This is a genomic window from Quisquiliibacterium transsilvanicum (assembly GCF_014202215.1).
GTDB classification, from domain to species: domain Bacteria; phylum Pseudomonadota; class Gammaproteobacteria; order Burkholderiales; family Burkholderiaceae_E; genus Quisquiliibacterium; species Quisquiliibacterium transsilvanicum.
On sequence record NZ_JACHGB010000003.1, the window covers coordinates 1 to 15765 of the forward strand.

Consider the following 15765-nt stretch of genomic DNA (forward strand, 5'->3'; position numbering starts at 1 on the left):
GGCCCGCTCACGGACCTCAGGTGAGAACTTCGGTGACTTCTTCATGACTCCATCCTCTCAAAGGTTGGAGCCTCCTCAAAACCCGGGGCGATTCAATCCTGCTCGGCTTCCCGTGCGCGCAATTGGCAGCGTCTGAGAGGCTACCTGAGGGGCAGGGCTTTACTGTAGAGCGCGTGACCATGGAGAGCGCCGGGCAGCTTTGGCTTGCCCTGACTCGCAGGCACACCGGGAGCGCAGAGCTCTTCGCCGCGATGGCTTCCGATGTTGTTGGGGCGCTGGACGATTGGGCCTCCACCGGGGCCACTGAGGCCAAGTTGCTGCGCGTCTTTGTCGGACGCGTCGGCGCTTGGCAGGAGTTTATGCGCAAGGGCTCCCTGGTGCTCGCCCCTGAGGCTGAGATTGGGTTGATTGGGGAGCTCACACTACTGCGAGCGCTCATCGATGCGGGCATGCTGCCGTCCAGCGCAGTCGAGTCGTGGGTCGGGCCGCTTGATGGCGCCCAGGACTTCGAGCTCGGCACCGGTGCGCTGGAGGTCAAGGCCACGCTGGCAACCGTCGGATTCCCCGCCAGGATCGGCTCGCTCGAGCAACTCGACGACTCGCTGCGCCAGCCGCTGTTCCTCGCAGGTGTGCGGTTGAGGCAAACGGGGACGGGCCGCAGCCTGCCGGATCTGGTCGCGGCGATTCGAGAGGCCGTCAAGGACGATGCCGAAGCCGTCCGTCTATTGAGCGAACGATTGCTAAGGGTGGGCTACTTCGATGCGCATGTTGATCACTATGCTCGGCGGTTTACCTTGGCGGAAACGCGGGTGTTCGAGGTGAGGGAAGGCTTTCCTAGGTTGACCCCTGGCAGGGTGCCCGCAGGAATCTCTCGCGCCACGTATGAGCTCGATCTGGACAAGATCTCAGGCGACAACGTCGCCGCGGTCGATGTGTTCAAGAAGCTGGGGGCGATATGAACTTAAGCCTAGGAGACTTCTTGCTCGAGACGCAGGCCGCAGTCCGGTCGCAATTGCGGGATGGCGCGCTATATGAAGAGCTCGTATTCGCCGGAATCGTGATGGACCACATGTCGGAGATCGGGATGACATTCGAGCCAGTCGAGTGCCATTTCGAGGGAAAGGTTGGCAACGCGAACCTGCGTCTGAGCGGCTACTCCGTCTCCGAAGACACCGATCAGCTCGATCTGTTCGTGAGCCTCTATGCAGGCGTCGACGTTCCAACACCCATTCCAGACTCAGAGACCAAGACGGCCGTCGAGCAATGCCTGCGCTTCCTGGCCCTCTGTGCCGAGGGGAAAATGGCCCCGAGGCTTGATCCGTCCAGCGATGTTCGATCGCTTGCCGAGACGCTTCAGAGCGTATACACCGAGTTGGAGCAGGTCCGCGTCTATGTCATCACTGATCGGGTGGCCAAGTCCAAGAGCTTCAAGACGCGCGATATCGGCGGCAAGGCGGTGCGCCTAGAAGTAATGGACATCGAGCGGCTCCATCGGCATTGGTCCGAAGGCAGGCCGCGTGACGAGCTGGTTGTCGATTTCAACGACGTTTCCGGAGCGCCGCTGCCCTGCGTATTCGTGCCTGGAGAGAACGATGACTGCGACTACGCGTTGACGGCCATCCCGGGCGAGGCGCTGCGATTGCTTTATGAGAAGTTCGGCGCGCGACTTCTGGAAGCCAATGTTCGGTCCTTCCTAAGCGTCAAGGGCAAAGGAGTCAATGCCGGCATCCAGGCCACGTTGCGCACCTCCCCCGAGCGCTTCATGGCGTACAACAATGGCATCGTGATCGTGGCCGACGAGATGCGCCTTGGCAAGAACGAAAACGGGGCTGCCGGCATCGCGTGGCTCAAAGGCCTGCAGATAGTCAATGGTGGTCAGACCACTGCCTCGCTCTACTTCACCAAGAAGAAATACCCCGAGACGGACCTGAGTCGGGTCAGGGTGCCGGCGAAGATCATCGTGATGAAGGTTCAGGACTCCACCAAGGAGGAGGCGCTGGTTTCCGACATCTCGCGCTATGCGAACAGCCAGAATGCTGTCCGCCAATCCGATCTCTCAGCAAACAAGCCCTTCCACGTCGAGATCGAAAAGCTTTCGCGTTCAGTCTACTGCCCGGACGGCGTCGGACAATGGTTCTACGAACGCGCAGCGGGCAGCTACAACACGTTGCTTGCTCGAGAAGGTACGACGCCTGCAAAGCTCAAAGCGCTGAAGGAGGCGATCCCTCCCGCGCGGCGCATCACGAAGACCGATTTGGCAAGATATCTGAACGCCTGGGACCAGAGGCCTGACATCGTGAGCCTCGGCTCGCAGAAGAACTTCGACCGCTTCATGGCCACACTCGCTCCTGTCGACGGCCAAGATACCGCGCTCCCGACAGTGGCGGAGTTCAAGTCCATGATCGCCAAGGCCAAGATCTACCGGGAGGCGCAGAAGCTGTTGCGTCCCATGTTCCAGGCCTTTCAAGCCAACGTCACGGCCTACACCGTTTCCGTTGTGTCTGAAAAGCTTGGGGCAAGTATCGACTTGGAGCGCGTTTGGGCGAAGCAGGCCGTATCTCCGGAACTGCTGTGTCAGATCGCCACGTGGGCCAGGGAGGTCAATGAAGCGCTGCATTCGACGGCAGGCGGGCGCATGGTGTCCGAATGGGCGAAGCGGCCCGAGTGCCGAGAGGCGGTGATGGGAGCGACGTATTCCGAGGCGGCGCACAACATCCCGGAGTTCAAGATCGCGTAGGCGCCGTCGGGCGCGACGCTGCATTGTCAACGATTGAACCGTCCATGTCCGATATCGTGTCGCCCACCGCCCGTAGCCGGATGATGTCTGGTATCAGGGGCAAGAACTCGCTGCCTGAGATCCTGGTGCGACGCCTGCTGTTTGCCTCGGGGTTTCGTTTTCGTCTTCATCGGCGCGACCTGCCGGGCACGCCGGACATCGTCATGCCAGGCCGAAAGATCGCAATCTTCGTGCACGGTTGCTTCTGGCACGCTCACCGAGGGTGCAGGTACGCCACGACGCCATCGACACGCACGGATTTCTGGACGACTAAGCTCCGAGCCAATGTTGACCGCGATCAGCGCGCGATCGCAGAGCTTGCGTCGAGGGGCTGGCGAGTCCTATGCGTTTGGGAGTGCGCAACACGTGATCCGAAAACGCGGGAGTCGCTGCGGTCGCGAATCGTCGCCTGGATCGAGGCTGATTCCCCTTACGAGGAGATTGGCGGTCCGCCGGTTTCGCCTAGTTGACGAGGTGCTTGGCGAGGCGAGGAAAGGAACCTGTAGATGACCTTCGCGATTTTGCTGGCCAGCAACGGTGGTACGGCGTTTCCAATCTGGCCGTATTGCTCCGTACGGGAGCCTTCGAAGAAATAGTTGTCAGGAAATGTCTGGAGCCGAGCCGCTTCGCGGACGGTCAGGCTCCGGCACTGTATCGGGTCAGGATGGATGTAGTAATGGCCATCCTTCTTGATGTGCGCCACCACGGTCGACGAGGGAGCATGTCCGACTTGCACCTTGAAACGGTCCTTGAAAGGAGGATCGTCTTCGTCGATGTTCACGTGGTCAGGCAATAGCCGCGGTGGAAATATCGTGATATCTGGAGCGTAACCCTGCGCTTCACTGAAGCAGGCGGCGAACATGTAGCGATGCAAGTCGGATCGCATGTGCTTTCGCGTCTCGTGCTGCAGCACGCCGCGCAGACGTTCATCTAGGTACCACGAACGAAGCTGCATGGGCATCGTATCGTCTGGCTTGACGTCAGCGCGGATGAACGCTGCGCCAGGCGACTTCAGCTGTTCAGCCTTCTCGAGCGCGCTTGCCATCAGCGCTTCGATCTTTGTTCGGAGCGGTGACCGCCAACCCTTCAAGCTCCTCGGCGCGGTCTTCATGGCATCAAGCCATGATTGGAAGGAGTCAGCCTCCCTCGAGAGCCTGCTGCGCAGAGGCGGAAGTCCAGATAGTGCCGTTCTGACACTGACCTTTTGCGGACTCTTTTCGAGGAGAAACCGCTTGGGGTCATTGGCGAGCGCGGGGGTCGCCGCGGCCAAGTCCGCGCGGACCCCCCAAAGGATGACTCGATGCCGGCTTTGAGGAATGCCGAAATCATCTGCCTCGATCACATAGTCGTTGGGTTCAAGGTTGCCGCCATGAACCACGAGGGAGCGAACTTCGTACGCGAGTCCATTCTTCGGATTGGAGAGGTCAGAAAGAATGCGCTCAAAGATTCTTGAGCCCCCATGCTTCGAGGTGAGCATCCCCTTGACGTTCTCCATGACGAAGACGGAGGGCCGGAACTCCTGAATGACGCGCAGGTACTCGGTATACAGAAAATGTCGCTTGTCGTTCTCGAAGGCCTTCGGGTCCCTCGGTCGCAGACGAGAGCGGCCCGCCAGCGAATAGGCTTGACAGGGCGGACCGCCTATCAAGACCCAATCACTACAGCCATCAAGCGCTTCTCGGATCCAGCCGTCGATGGTCTCGTGCGGCGTCGCGCCCAGCTCCGCGCAGCGTGCCTCCTTGGCGGCTGCGTCAGCGGCGTCTCGGATTTCTGGCAGTGCGAGGAACTCGTCGCGGGTGATCTCACCGCGCACATATTGGTAGTAGCTACGGGGAGCCTTGCCTTTCGGAAACTTTCGAAAGAGCGCACGAAGCAGCAGCGTGCGATGGGCGACAGGATCCTTTTCGATGGAAACCTTGACGGCAAAACGCGGCAGTCCCCGTTCGTCCACGATGGACGAAAAGCCTTCGCACAGCCCTCCCGGTCCGGCGAACAGGTCGATCACCGGAATCTCGCTTCGCTCCACCATTGGTTGTGATTATTCCGTTCCGTTGCCAAGAGCTGCAGAGCACAGGCACGCAACACCAACGCTTGCCGTCGGGTCTGGGAGAGGCCAGATTGCTCTTGGGTAACCCTTTAGTCTATCTGAATGCGCGCAGGGGGCCCTTGGCGCTTCCATGAGCGCGGAGCTGGCCGCCATTACAGACTATGTGGCAGGGGCGCGAAGCGCTTGGCGTTACGGTTTTGTCTTAAGGTCGTCGTCGCTGCCCGGCTCCCGCTCCCACGAGGCGCAACCGCCGTCCGGCGGTAACCGTCCGCTCAGCACCGTCTTTCCGAGCGCTGGCTGTTCAGGCAGCCACGGCCTCGGGTTGATCCGATGAGGTCGTCGTGGTCAGCGAGAGTCGCCACGGCAGCAACTCCTCGATGCGGTTGATCGGATGATCGGCGATCAGATCCAGCACCGTGCGCAGGTAGGCCTCGGGGTCCAGGCCATTGAGCTTGGCCGTGCCCAGCAGGCTGTAGATGGCGGCGGCGCGCTCGCCGCCGGCATCCGAGCCGGCAAACAGGTAATTCTTGCGCCCCAGCGCCACGTCGCGGATGGAGCGCTCGGCGGCGTTGTTGTCGATCTCGATGCGCCCGTCGCCGACGTAGCGCGTGAGCGCTACCCATCGCGTCAGCGCATAGCGGATCGCCACCGCCAGCGCGCTCTTGCGGGCGATCTTCGTCAGCGTGGATTCGAGCCAGATCTTCATGTCATTGAGCAATGGCCCGGCGCGCGCCTTGCGCTCGGCGCGCCGCTCGTGCGGCGGCTTGCCGCGGATCTCGGCCTCGATCTCGTAGAGTTTTCCGATGCGGCGCACCGCTTCGGCAGCGATCGGCGAGCGCTCGGCCTGCTCGAGGTCATAGAACTTCCTGCGCACGTGCGCCCAGCACGCCGCTTCCCTGATCGTGTCGTCCTCGTAGAGCCGATCGAAGCCGGCATAGCCGTCGGCCTGCAGGATGCCCCGGAAGTGCTTCAGGTGCTGCTGCGGATGCTCACCCTTGCGGTCCGGCGTGTAGCGCAACCACATCGCCGGCGGATCGGCCGAGCCGCTGGGCCGGTCGTCGCGCACGTAGGTCCACAGCCGTCCGGTCTTCGTCGTGCCGCGCCCGGGCTGCAGCACGTCCACCGGCGTGTCGTCGGCGTGCAGCTTCTCGGCGGCCATCACGTGCCGGCCCAGCGCCTGCTCCAGCGGCTCGAGCAGTTTCGCGGCCGACCCCACCCAGTCGGCCAGCGTCGAGCGTTCCAGCTCCACGCCCTGGCGCGCGTAGATGCCCGACTGTCGGTACAGCGGCAGGTGATCGGCGTACTTGGACACCAGCACGTGCGCCAGCAGCCCCGGGCCGGCCAGGCCCCGCGCAATCGGCCGGCTCGGCGCCGGCACCTGCACGATCCGCTCGCAGCAGGCGCAGGCCATGCGCGGGCGCACGTGGCGAATCACCCTGAAGCTGGCCGGCACGTACTCCAGCATCTCGGCGACGTCCTCGCCGATTGTCTTCATGCTGTTGCCGCACTCAGGGCAGCCCGCCTCGGGCTCATGGCGCACCGTCTCGCGCGGCAGGTGCTCGGGCAGCGGGCGGCGCACCGGTTGCTGCCTTGCGGCCTTGGCCCGCACCGGCGCTTCGGGCGCCGTGCTGGCCTGCTCCTGCTCGAGATCCTCGACGATCAACTCGAGCTGCTCGATCTGCGCGTTCAGCTTCTCCGAGCTGCGTCCGAACTGCATGCGCTTGAGCCGCGCGATCTGCAGCTTCAGGTGTTCGATCAGCGTCAGGTGCGCGCGCTCGTTGTGCCGCGCGATCTCCAGTTGCGCCTCGCGCTCGAGCACCAGGCGCTTGAGCGCTTCGATATCGTCGGGCAGTTGAGCGGACGCGGTTCGCATGTCGTCAAGTGTACGGGCGACACGCTCGTCGACAAAACAGCCGTCGTCCCGAGAACCGCGCTAGACGGCCATCTCCGGCTGCCAGGTGCGCGTGGGGCGGCGCCAGTCGATGCCCTCGAGCAGCATCGACAACTGCGCCGGGCTCAGGTACACCGCGCCGCTGTCGGCCTGCGGCCAGACGAAGCGGCCGCGCTCCAGGCGCTTCAGGTACAGGTTCATCCCATCGCCGCTCCACCACAGCAGCTTCACCTGATCGCCGCGGCGGCCGCGGAACACGAACACGTGACCGGCGAACGGATCTTTCTCCAGCGCCGTCTGCACAAGCGCCGCCAGCCCGTTCATGCCCTTGCGCATGTCGGTGGCGCCCGCCGCGATCCACACCCGCGTGCCCGCGGGCAGTGCGATCATCGCAGCGCGCGCACGAGCGCCTCGATCTGCACAGCCGAGGCCTTCGCGCCGACCGCGATCACCGCATCGCCGATCCGGATCTCGATGCACGCGGCCTCGATCGGCACTTCGGCTGCCGCTCGCGGATCGGCCAGCACCACGGGCAACAGCGGCGCGAGCTTGCGGGTTTCCTTGTGCACCCGCTCGATCCACTTGCGCACCAGGTTCGGGTTCAGCCCATTGCCGACCGCGATGCCCGCCACCGAGGCGCCGGGCTGCAGGCAGCGAGCGACGATCTCCCGCTTGAACTGGACCGTGTACCAGCGCCGACCCGCCGAATCGACCTTCGCGACGCCGGCCTGCTCTCGATTCCCATCTGTCGTCAAAATTGGTGTCCACCCGCGAATTGGTGGACACCATCTTCGGCGCCGACGCAGGTCAGCTCAAGATGGGGCTGACCGGACGGTTACGTCCGGCGGCCAATGCTGTCAGCAGCCGGCATAAATCGGCCAGTGGGAGTCGGCATATACCGGCCAGTGTGGCGGTTGCCGTGAAGCGTCCCGAGGGGGTTGGTTCAGTGGGTCATTTTGCCGCAGTTTTCGGGGCGCGATCGGCGGCTTTCTTCGGTGCCGGAGCGACCTTCGGATCGCGGTACGAGCGGCCGTCGAGTTCGAGGCAGTAGGCGTTGTGGCGAAGCCGGTCGATCGTGGCGCTGGCCAGCAGGCGGTTGGTGGCGAAGGCCTGGTCCCATTCCTCGAAGTCGAGGTTGCTGGTGACGATGGTGGGAGCGCGCTCGTAGCGCTCGGCGATCAGGTCATGGAGATCCTCGTCGGCGGGTGCGCGCAGCGGCTTGAGGCCGAAGTCGTCGATGATCAGCAGCCCGACGCGGGCGAGCGCGCCGATCTTGCGGTCGTAGATGCCGGTGGCGCGTGCGGCGTTGAGCGACTGGGTGAGCGCGGTGCAGGTGGTGAAGGTCACGTCCACGCCCTGGCGCACCGCGCAGTGGCCCAGCGCCTGGGCCAGGTGGCTCTTGCCGACCCCGCTGGGCCCCACGATGAGCACGGGCGCATTCTCGTGGATGTAGCGGCCGGCGGCCAGGTCCTGGAGCAGCGCGCGGTTCAGGGTGGGCACGCGCTCGAAGTCGAACTGCTCCAGGGTCTTGGTGGTGCGGAACTGCGCGCGGCGCAGGCGCATGTCGAACTTCTTGTTCTCGCGGCGGGCAACCTCGTCGCCGATGAGCATGGCCAGGAACTCGGTGTAGGCGAGCTTGCCCTCGATGGCCTGACGGTTTCGCGACTCGAGGGAATCGAGGATGCCGGACAGGCGAAGCTGCTTGAGCTGCGGGGCGAGTTCGGGCATGGGGTTGAAGGTGGTCATGGACGAGGGTTCCTGTTACTGGAGGGTGGTGGTGGCGGGGGCGTTGGAGAACAGATCGGCGGCGCTGCGGGTGAACCGGGTGCGCTGGTAGCTTCCGGGCGTCTCGACCGAGGCGATCGGCGCGAGATCGGCGCCGGTGGCCAGCATCGTCTTGACGGTGACGTAGTACGGGCTGTCATGCGCGATGGCGCGCTGGCAGGCGGCCTCCAGGCGCTGGGCGCCGTAGCGCTGGGCCAGCGCGATCACGGACTGGGCGGCGCGAAGTCGCTCGGCGATGCGATCCGAGAGCAGGTGGTCGATCAGTTGGGCACAGTGCGGGCCGATGGCCAGCGCCCGCTCATGGCACCAGTGCCGGTCGTGGCGATAGAACGCACGGGCGTCCGGCGGCAGGTGCTCGGCATTGGTCATGCGCTCGCCGGGGCGCCGTGCGCGCAGGTGCGTGTAGAGGTGGCGGTAGTCCTGGTACAGGGCGACGGCGGCGTCGGTGGCGCGCAGCCACAGGGTCTTGCCGGCCAGGGCGAACGGGGCCGAGTAGTAGGCGCGGGCGAACTGGACGTGGCAGTCGCGGTGCACGACCACGCTGTGCCAGGTGCCCAGGTCCGGCGCCACGGGCGGCAGCCGGCGCATCAGCGGGCGCTCGAGCGCGAAGAGCGTCAGCGGCTTCTCGCGCGTGGTGCCGTGGATGCGCTCGCCGGCTTCGAGCAGGACCCAGTCGCGCGCCTGACGGTTCAGGTCGACCAGATCGCGGAAGCTGCGCGTGGGCAGGAAGTTGCCCTTGAGGTACTTGACGCCGGACTCGACGATGCCCTTCTTCTGCGGGTCATGCGGCGGGCAAGCCTCGATGCGGAACCCGTAGCCTTCGGCGCACTCGGCGTAGGCGCGCTGCACGAGCGGATCGTGTCGGCAGGCCTTGACGATGGCGCACTTGGCGTTGTCGACGATGACGCGCTCGGGCACGCCGTCGAACCACTCGAAGGCGCGGCGGTGGCAGCCCAGCCAGGTGGCCGAGCTCTGGTCCCAGACGAACTCGACGTACTGATGGCGGCTGTGGCACAGCGTCATGACGAACGCCCAGGTGCGCCGCGGCTTGCCGTCCGGGTGCATGAGCACCGGTCCGGCGCCGAAGTCGACCTGCGCGGCCTCGGCCGGCGCGAAGCTCAGCCGCACCGTGACCTCGGGTGGCTGTGCCTGGCGCAGCGAGCGCGCCATCCGCACCACAGCCGAGTAGCTGCCGGAAAAGCCGTGCTCGCGGCGCAGCGCGGCGTGGATGGCCCGGCTCTGCACGCCGGCCTGGACCCAGCGCAGCACGAGCTCGCGAAACGGCTCGACGGCCGAGACCGTGGACGAGGCGCGTCGCGCGGGCTTGAGCGCGGCGGCGATCGCCTGATCGTCCGGCAGCTCGGCGCCAGCGTCGAGCCAGCCGCGGCTCAGGGCCAGGGTGCGCAGCTCGCCGGCCTTGTCGCGCCCCATCAGACCGGAGCGGGCGATCTCGCGCGTGGTGTCCCCGGCGCGCAAGCGCACGAGAACCTGACGGTACTGGAACATCTCGATCCTCCTGCGACCCACCGCGATCCCCTCGAGCAAAAAGCCCGCAGGGTAGCGATCGGGTCAGAGATCTCGAGACGCTCGCGGCGGCGCCGCTGACCGGTATATGCCGGCTGCGCCGTGGCCGGATTACGCCGACTGCGGCCTGGCCGGTATATGCCGACTACGCGCTGGCCGGTATATGCCGACTCCGACTGCGCGCCGCCGGTCGGGCTCTGGCCGGTTTATGCCGACTCCGGGGTGGCCGGTATATGCCGGTCGCTGACAAATGCCGGGTGTCGCGCCCACCGAGACCGCACAGGGCCGTGCCGGCGTGCTTCTCTAATGCCACCAGCCAGTGACAGTGGCGGCAGGGGCGCGGGTTGGTGTGGGGTTGGAAGCTGGCCATCCGGGGAGGATGGTGGACGCGGGGCGCAGGAGATGCGCCCGGCGGAGACTACCCGACGCGCGGCGTCGGGGCGAGCGGCCGGGCGTCGAACAGTTCCACCCCCGGCGCCCTCATCAGCGCCCGCGCATCCTCAACCGACCCCAGGAGCCATTGCTCCGCGTCCGCCCGCTCAATCGGGATCACGCTGCGCTTGTCCTGGGCGTCCGGCGGCAACGACGGGTCGGGCTTGTGCATTCGCCCCATCAGCAGGTGGCCGTCCGCGTTGATCGTGAGCATCGTGTAGCTCTCTTGGATCTCGCCGGTCGCGCGGTCGATCCAGGCATTCCAGAGCCCGGCCAGTCCCCAGAGCTCGCGGTCCGCACGCCGGAATCGCCACCAGACGTTGCAGCCGGTCTCCCAGTTCGGCTCGTCGAAGCTGACGGCCGGGATGATGCAGCGTTGCCCGCGCGCCCAGGCCGTGCGGTACGTCGGCTTCTGGGCGAGCTCCTCGCCGCGGGCGTTGTTGGTCGAGTAGCGAATGTCTGGCGACTTGGCAAAGTGCGGGATCAGGCCCCAGCGGCCGACCACCAGCTCGCGGTGGCCGTTACGGTCGACACGGACGAACGGGCCAAGTGCGCGCGGGTAGAGTTCGCGCGGCCAGGGTGGTAGCGGGTTGCGCCGGCCGATCTCGAAGAAGCGCTCAATGTCGGCCTGCTCGGGGCTGACATACCGGTTGCACATCACCCCTCCCAGCGGGTCGCGTTGACGTAGCGCCGAAGGTACTCCAGGCGATCAAGCAGCGCCTGGCGCTCCTCGGGCGGACCAGCCACGGGCAGCACGTCGCGCTCCAGCGCCTCCTCGAGCTCGGCCGGCGTGAGCTGGAGTACCGCTTCGATCAGGGCAAGGCCGAGGTGGGAGAGCATGTCGGGATGGTGCTGATCCTCGGGCAGTTTAGGCCACATGCCAAGCTTTCGACGCGCGCCTCAAGTTCTTTGATTCGCTCTAATAGCGTAGTGTCCGATTTGTGCCCGCTCACAATGGCCCTCTTTGTATATCGTCTAGTCAGTGAAATGAGGGTAAGTGTTACTTCGTTCCTTAGTCTTCAGTTTGGGGAGCAGCCGTGCGATGCATAAACCGTTTCGGCTGCCAAGTGACCCACTTGGCTGGAATCGAAGTCGCATCAAGAACGACAAGCGGACGTTTTCTACCGTTTGCATACTGTTCACCAAATTCGATCGCTAGGTTCTCGGTTGAAAACGTCTTGACGGTCGTGCTCTTCAGCAAAGGTGCGGGAGGTGGCAACTGCTCCCTTTTAACCGCGAATCCTGTTGCTCCGCTTCTGGACGCAACGAAAACGATCTCGAAATCGAGATGCGTCAACAAAGCGCGCCCCCCCTGTCCTGGGCCCGCTCTTGCGTTCAAGAGCCCCCCTGAGTGGGAGAGCAGTAGGTCGAACGCTAGGCAGATGGCTAGCGATGATTTAACTGAGTTCTGAAGGTCAGCGTAGAGGACCTGCCCTGTCAAAGCGTGTGCGGAGGAGTGTCTTCGCTCCTTTATCGACTTGAACTCGGCCTCAGCATCTAGGGTCGCAATCCCAAACCGAGCGGTCAGTGATGTAATTTGGGCCCAAGGCGTGTCGACCCCAAAGGACCTGAGAATCGCTTTAACATCGTCTTCCCCGATGTTGGACGCTGAGTGGCCGAACGAATGATCTGATAAGCCTTGCACGTTCGTCATTGCACCGGAAATTGGCGCCAACTTCGCCACAATCCATGCGATTCTGTTCGCAGCTGGTTGGAGCTTTAGTCGGAAACGCACGCCTTCCAGTGCGTCCAGGGTAACTGCCTTCTGAAGTGGCAGGGGGAGATCGGCGAACACAAGCGCAGGGTTGGTGAATGAGCGCAATACCTCGCCGGTCCGCTCTCTTATGAAGGTCTCGACCGTCGAAAACACCAACACTGCTAATCCTTGACGCAGCATTCGCGCGCGCGCATTGTGAGCACCCTCAGCGGGTGCTTTGTCGACCAAGGCAGGATCATTAATACAGTCCTTCAAGACCGCCAAGGTCGCCAACAAGGAGTCTCTCGCACTCACGGTATCGTCACGGCTCGTGAAGCATTGCAGTCACCGCTTTCACGCGATTGCGGACGAATGATGGGGTGTTGGTGCCTTGTCGAACGGATTTCTCGAAATGCGGATCTTCGAACAGTGCCGCTGTGCGCTTGACGATCGTCGTTGACTTGGTGATCGCCTTCGCGAGCTGCGGATCTGTCAGTTCACCAACCGCCAGCATTTCCGCGTCGTACATTCCTGCAAGAAACTGCGAGCGCCATCCGGTCCCTGTGTGTCGTTTGAATGCATGCTCACCCCATATTTTCTGGCAAGCATTTAAGGATCTGAGGAAATCTTCCCGCAGACTCTTGATCCGGGCAGGTTTCAAGTGCTGGTTCTTGACCATGTAGCCGTCCAGTTCGCCGCGGAGACTCCCAGGAAAAGTCTGCCAGCCATTCCTGAGGGCGAAGTAGCGTAGTACGTACTCTGCGTCCTCCATGTTTTTGTAGGCCGGGGATGCGTCCGAAATTATCTTCAATTGGTCGCGCAGGAAGGAAGTTTTCGAAAGTTCGAAGACGAGGTCACTCAATGAGCCGCGGTATGCAACCTTGCGGAGCTCCTGCGGAAGCATTGGTTCTCCTCCGCGGTTCAATCGGGTGAAGACCTCGAATTTGAGGGTGGGGTCAGACTGTTTGAGCAGCGTCACGACGCGCACATATGGGCGGATATTTAGTGCGTTCTGAAGCGGTTCGGGCAGGCTGGCGAACGACCGGCTTTCGAGTTCGGTGAACTTCTCGAGAGCGCGAAGTGCAAGGTTCTCTGTCATGAAAGCTCGAATCGCGCTCAAGCGCTGCTTGCCGTCTACAACAGAATATTGGCCGTACTCGTCCTCAGCGAGGTATATCGGCGGAACCGGGACGTTAAGCAAGAATGATTCGATAAGGCCGGACTGCTTCTCGGTCGACCACCTCTCACGGCGTTGGAAATCAGGATCCAGATTGATCGCCGCAGTGCCCCCGGCGCCCGGAGACATCATTCCGGCAAGTGAACCCAAGGAAAGGTCTGCGGTTTGGTAGACCAAGCTGTCTTGGGCCAGCAAGAAGCGCTTCAAGATCTTGTCGTTCTGAGCACCGGCGTTCTGTTGCACCGTGGGTACCGCTTTGTTTGACATGTTTTTCCTCTAGGTGTCGCTAGATGCATTTTGACGTGCAAGTGCCTGCGCCAACGAGATACTTAGGCGACTGAGCTAGGTGCAATCCAATCCGTGATCGACGCTCCCTGGGAATCCTAACCGCGAAGCCGCACTGGGGGTTCTGCGCCGCCACGCAGCGCCCCGGAGTCGCTGGCTAGCCTCTGCTGCACAATGGCTGAAGACTGTAGGGGCGGAAGGACGCGTTCGCCGATACAGGCTGGCTGGGGAAGACGCCGAGTGCTTGGCCTTGCTAGGCACGTCCCCGCGCTTTGGCCGGACCTAGACGTTTGACGGCAGTACTTTCCGGCCACCCGGCCCCGCTGTAGTGAATGTCAGCAGACGTCCGACGGCTCCCGTCCCTACAAAGATTCCCGTCGGCCGGTTCGTGCTGACATCGGCCTCCGCACTATCCTCGAACGCTGGCGCGCTGCGATTGGGCGCCACCTCGATCCATCGTCTCCCCATCGGCACGCAGTCCTCGTACCCGACATAGCAGTGCTCCACGGCTGCGACAACCTCCAAGGATGCCCCCAGCCGCGCCAGCATCCGATGCGCCATGTGCAGCATTCCATTCGAATTGCGCAGGACGTCCTTGGCCAGTTGCACCGGGAATCCGCCGTTCGTTCGTTGGAGCGGGTGCAGGCCGCCATGAACAAACGAGTTCAGCGGTCGCCACGAGACCTCGTGAATCTGCGTGAGCGGAACAACCAGCCCGGCCAGCGCGGGCTCTGCCGCCATCTTCTTTTTCAGGGCCTCCAGCATCTCCTGCGCACCGGGCAGGTTCTTTGCAGCCTGCTGCGACTCGTGGCTGATCGGCAGGTTGAGCTTCTCGACCTGCCCGTCCGTCGCGGCATACATCGCCCAACCGCTCCGCACGAGGGCTTCGTACTGAGTGCGCAGAAGCGCGCAGGCAGAGTTCCCCGTCCTGGCGGAAACGAGCGTACGCACGGCGTGTGCGTGCTCCATGCTGAGGTCCGCTGCCGCGGCGCAGGCGGCCGTGCGGGGGCTGGGATTGATGAATCGGATTTCGGCGACAAGATTGCCGAGGTGGGCGGCGAAAGCAGCCGAGCGGTTGAGGAGGTGGGGCAAGTCTTCCATGCAACATCCTAGGCATCGCCCACTCTGCTGCGCGATAACGGGCCGACCGGCGGTTGAGGCCGTCTGCTGCGATGGATGCGCGCGGCTCCGGCACGTTTCGTTCGGCGCGCACGAGTAGCGATCATGGGGAGCGCGTCCCCATTTTTCGGAAACACCACCTTCGGGGTCGCCTCCTCCTCCTTGCGCCGTGGCGCTCGGAGCAGGTTCGGTGCGCGGCAGAGCCACGCGAGTACCGGGTAGGCGGCCTCGAAGGGGGAGCAGGAGCCGGCTGGGGCTGCGCTTGGCACGCACAGACCCAGCGTGATCGCGCCGAGCGTGAGCTCTGTGCTGCCGCAACCAACTGCCATCCATGCCAGTCCAGTGGCGCCGGGCGTACCGTTGCAGTCAACTGGTCGGAGGCACGCCAAGGCGCGCAGCGATGGCGGCGTCGAGGACATAGCCCGTGACCCGGCGACTGTTGAGACCCAGCGAACTTGCAGCCGCGCCCTCAGCGACTGGCGCGCAGCGCATTCGCATCTTCTGAAGAAGCACGCGTCGCGCAACGAGTTCGATGTCAACAACCTGCTCGGCCTGTTTTCCGGCGTCTCGCGTTTTTCCGAACTCCGAGATGCGGAAGGTGCTTTGGTGCGTGTCACGATCCTCGATCATTGCCGCGTACCAAAGCTGGCCATCTCGAACAAGTGCAAATCGTTTATCTATCTTGGGCATCCAGGTCTCCGGGGTTGATGTAGTTCGCGTCGCGCGTTCTTCAGTGGCGAGTGCGCCGGGTTCTGTACATCGTCGTGACGACCCGGTCGCTGTCGCCGACGACAACTGCAATGTCCAGCTTGTGTCCGAGCCGGGCGATTTCTGTGCGTCCGACCTCCCGCTCCAGCCGCTGGCGCGCCTGGCGATCGAGGTAGATCTTGGTGGCACCGGCGCTGCGACGCTCGCGACCGAACTCAAGGACGTATTCGATGGCCCGTTGCGCGATCGCCCGGCTCTGGATCCGTCGACGGGCGTGGGGCGTGAAAGCCAGCGCAGCGATGTTGCCTTGTGCCATTTCAGCGCT

At 63.7% G+C, this 15765-nt stretch carries 16 protein-coding genes; 3 read left to right on the forward strand and 13 right to left on the reverse strand.

Annotation, left to right across the window (positions count from 1 at the left end):
- Nucleotides 1-179: 179 nt before the first annotated feature.
- The 3 genes from HNQ70_RS06490 to HNQ70_RS06500 are packed head-to-tail and all read left to right on the forward strand — an operon-like array spanning nt 180 to nt 3246.
- The gene (locus HNQ70_RS06490; protein WP_246434854.1) at nt 180-959 is read left to right on the forward strand and encodes a PD-(D/E)XK motif protein; all 780 of its coding nucleotides are present in this window, start codon (nt 180-182) and stop codon (nt 957-959) included.
- A 20-nt stretch (nt 960-979) separates the two neighbouring features.
- On the forward strand, nt 980-2737 hold the full coding sequence (locus tag HNQ70_RS06495) for an AIPR family protein (RefSeq protein WP_246434829.1): 1758 nt from the start codon (nt 980-982) through the stop codon (nt 2735-2737).
- 44 nt (nt 2738-2781) lie between these two features.
- A complete protein-coding gene (locus HNQ70_RS06500; RefSeq protein WP_183965547.1) occupies nt 2782-3246 on the forward strand; it encodes a very short patch repair endonuclease in 465 nt (154 codons plus the stop codon).
- Here the strand turns inward: HNQ70_RS06500 and HNQ70_RS06505 are convergent.
- The 13 genes from HNQ70_RS06505 to HNQ70_RS06565 all read right to left on the reverse strand — a co-directional run bounded on the left by HNQ70_RS06505 (nt 3207) and on the right by HNQ70_RS06565 (nt 15756).
- Entirely contained in the window at nt 3207-4781 is a 1575-nt protein-coding gene (locus tag HNQ70_RS06505) for a DNA cytosine methyltransferase (RefSeq protein ID WP_343060672.1), read from the reverse strand. The genes HNQ70_RS06500 and HNQ70_RS06505 overlap by 40 nt on opposite strands.
- A gap of 343 nt (nt 4782-5124) precedes the next feature.
- Nucleotides 5125-6696 (reverse strand): IS66 family transposase, encoded by a 1572-nt coding sequence (tnpC, locus tag HNQ70_RS06510; protein WP_183965551.1) that lies wholly within the window; start codon nt 6694-6696, stop codon nt 5125-5127.
- 60 nt (nt 6697-6756) lie between these two features.
- Entirely contained in the window at nt 6757-7104 is a 348-nt protein-coding gene (gene tnpB, locus HNQ70_RS06515) for an IS66 family insertion sequence element accessory protein TnpB (RefSeq protein WP_183965553.1), read from the reverse strand.
- Nucleotides 7101-7469 carry an IS66-like element accessory protein TnpA gene (gene tnpA, locus HNQ70_RS06520; RefSeq protein WP_183965555.1) on the reverse strand — a complete coding sequence of 123 codons (369 nt, stop codon included), beginning with the start codon at nt 7467-7469 and terminating at the stop codon, nt 7101-7103. Before tnpA ends, tnpB begins: the two co-directional genes overlap by 4 nt.
- A 196-nt stretch (nt 7470-7665) precedes the next feature.
- Nucleotides 7666-8460 carry an IS21-like element helper ATPase IstB gene (gene istB, locus HNQ70_RS06525; protein ID WP_183965557.1) on the reverse strand — a complete coding sequence of 265 codons (795 nt, stop codon included), beginning with the start codon at nt 8458-8460 and terminating at the stop codon, nt 7666-7668.
- Between the two features lie 15 nt (nt 8461-8475).
- Nucleotides 8476-10005 (reverse strand): IS21 family transposase, encoded by a 1530-nt coding sequence (istA, locus tag HNQ70_RS06530; RefSeq protein ID WP_183965559.1) that lies wholly within the window; start codon nt 10003-10005, stop codon nt 8476-8478.
- Between the two features lie 436 nt (nt 10006-10441).
- Entirely contained in the window at nt 10442-11113 is a 672-nt protein-coding gene (locus HNQ70_RS06535; RefSeq protein ID WP_183965561.1) for an SOS response-associated peptidase, read from the reverse strand.
- Entirely contained in the window at nt 11113-11334 is a 222-nt protein-coding gene (locus tag HNQ70_RS06540; RefSeq protein WP_183965563.1) for a hypothetical protein, read from the reverse strand. The genes HNQ70_RS06535 and HNQ70_RS06540 overlap by 1 nt, the downstream gene beginning before the upstream one ends.
- Before the next feature lie 133 nt (nt 11335-11467).
- On the reverse strand, nt 11468-12400 hold the full coding sequence (locus HNQ70_RS06545) for a HEPN domain-containing protein (RefSeq protein WP_183965565.1): 933 nt from the start codon (nt 12398-12400) through the stop codon (nt 11468-11470).
- A 73-nt stretch (nt 12401-12473) separates the two neighbouring features.
- Complete coding sequence (locus HNQ70_RS06550; protein WP_183965567.1) at nt 12474-13595, reverse strand: DUF262 domain-containing protein; 1122 nt, start codon at nt 13593-13595, stop codon at nt 12474-12476.
- 300 nt (nt 13596-13895) lie between these two features.
- Nucleotides 13896-14714: a DUF6988 family protein gene (locus HNQ70_RS06555; RefSeq protein WP_183965569.1), complete on the reverse strand. Its 819-nt coding sequence runs from the start codon at nt 14712-14714 to the stop codon at nt 13896-13898.
- Nucleotides 14715-15098: 384 nt separating this feature from the next.
- Complete coding sequence (locus HNQ70_RS06560) at nt 15099-15422, reverse strand: hypothetical protein (protein ID WP_183965571.1); 324 nt, start codon at nt 15420-15422, stop codon at nt 15099-15101.
- A 40-nt stretch (nt 15423-15462) separates the two neighbouring features.
- Nucleotides 15463-15756 carry a DUF4258 domain-containing protein gene (locus HNQ70_RS06565; RefSeq protein ID WP_183965573.1) on the reverse strand — a complete coding sequence of 98 codons (294 nt, stop codon included), beginning with the start codon at nt 15754-15756 and terminating at the stop codon, nt 15463-15465.
- Nucleotides 15757-15765 lie beyond the last annotated feature (9 nt).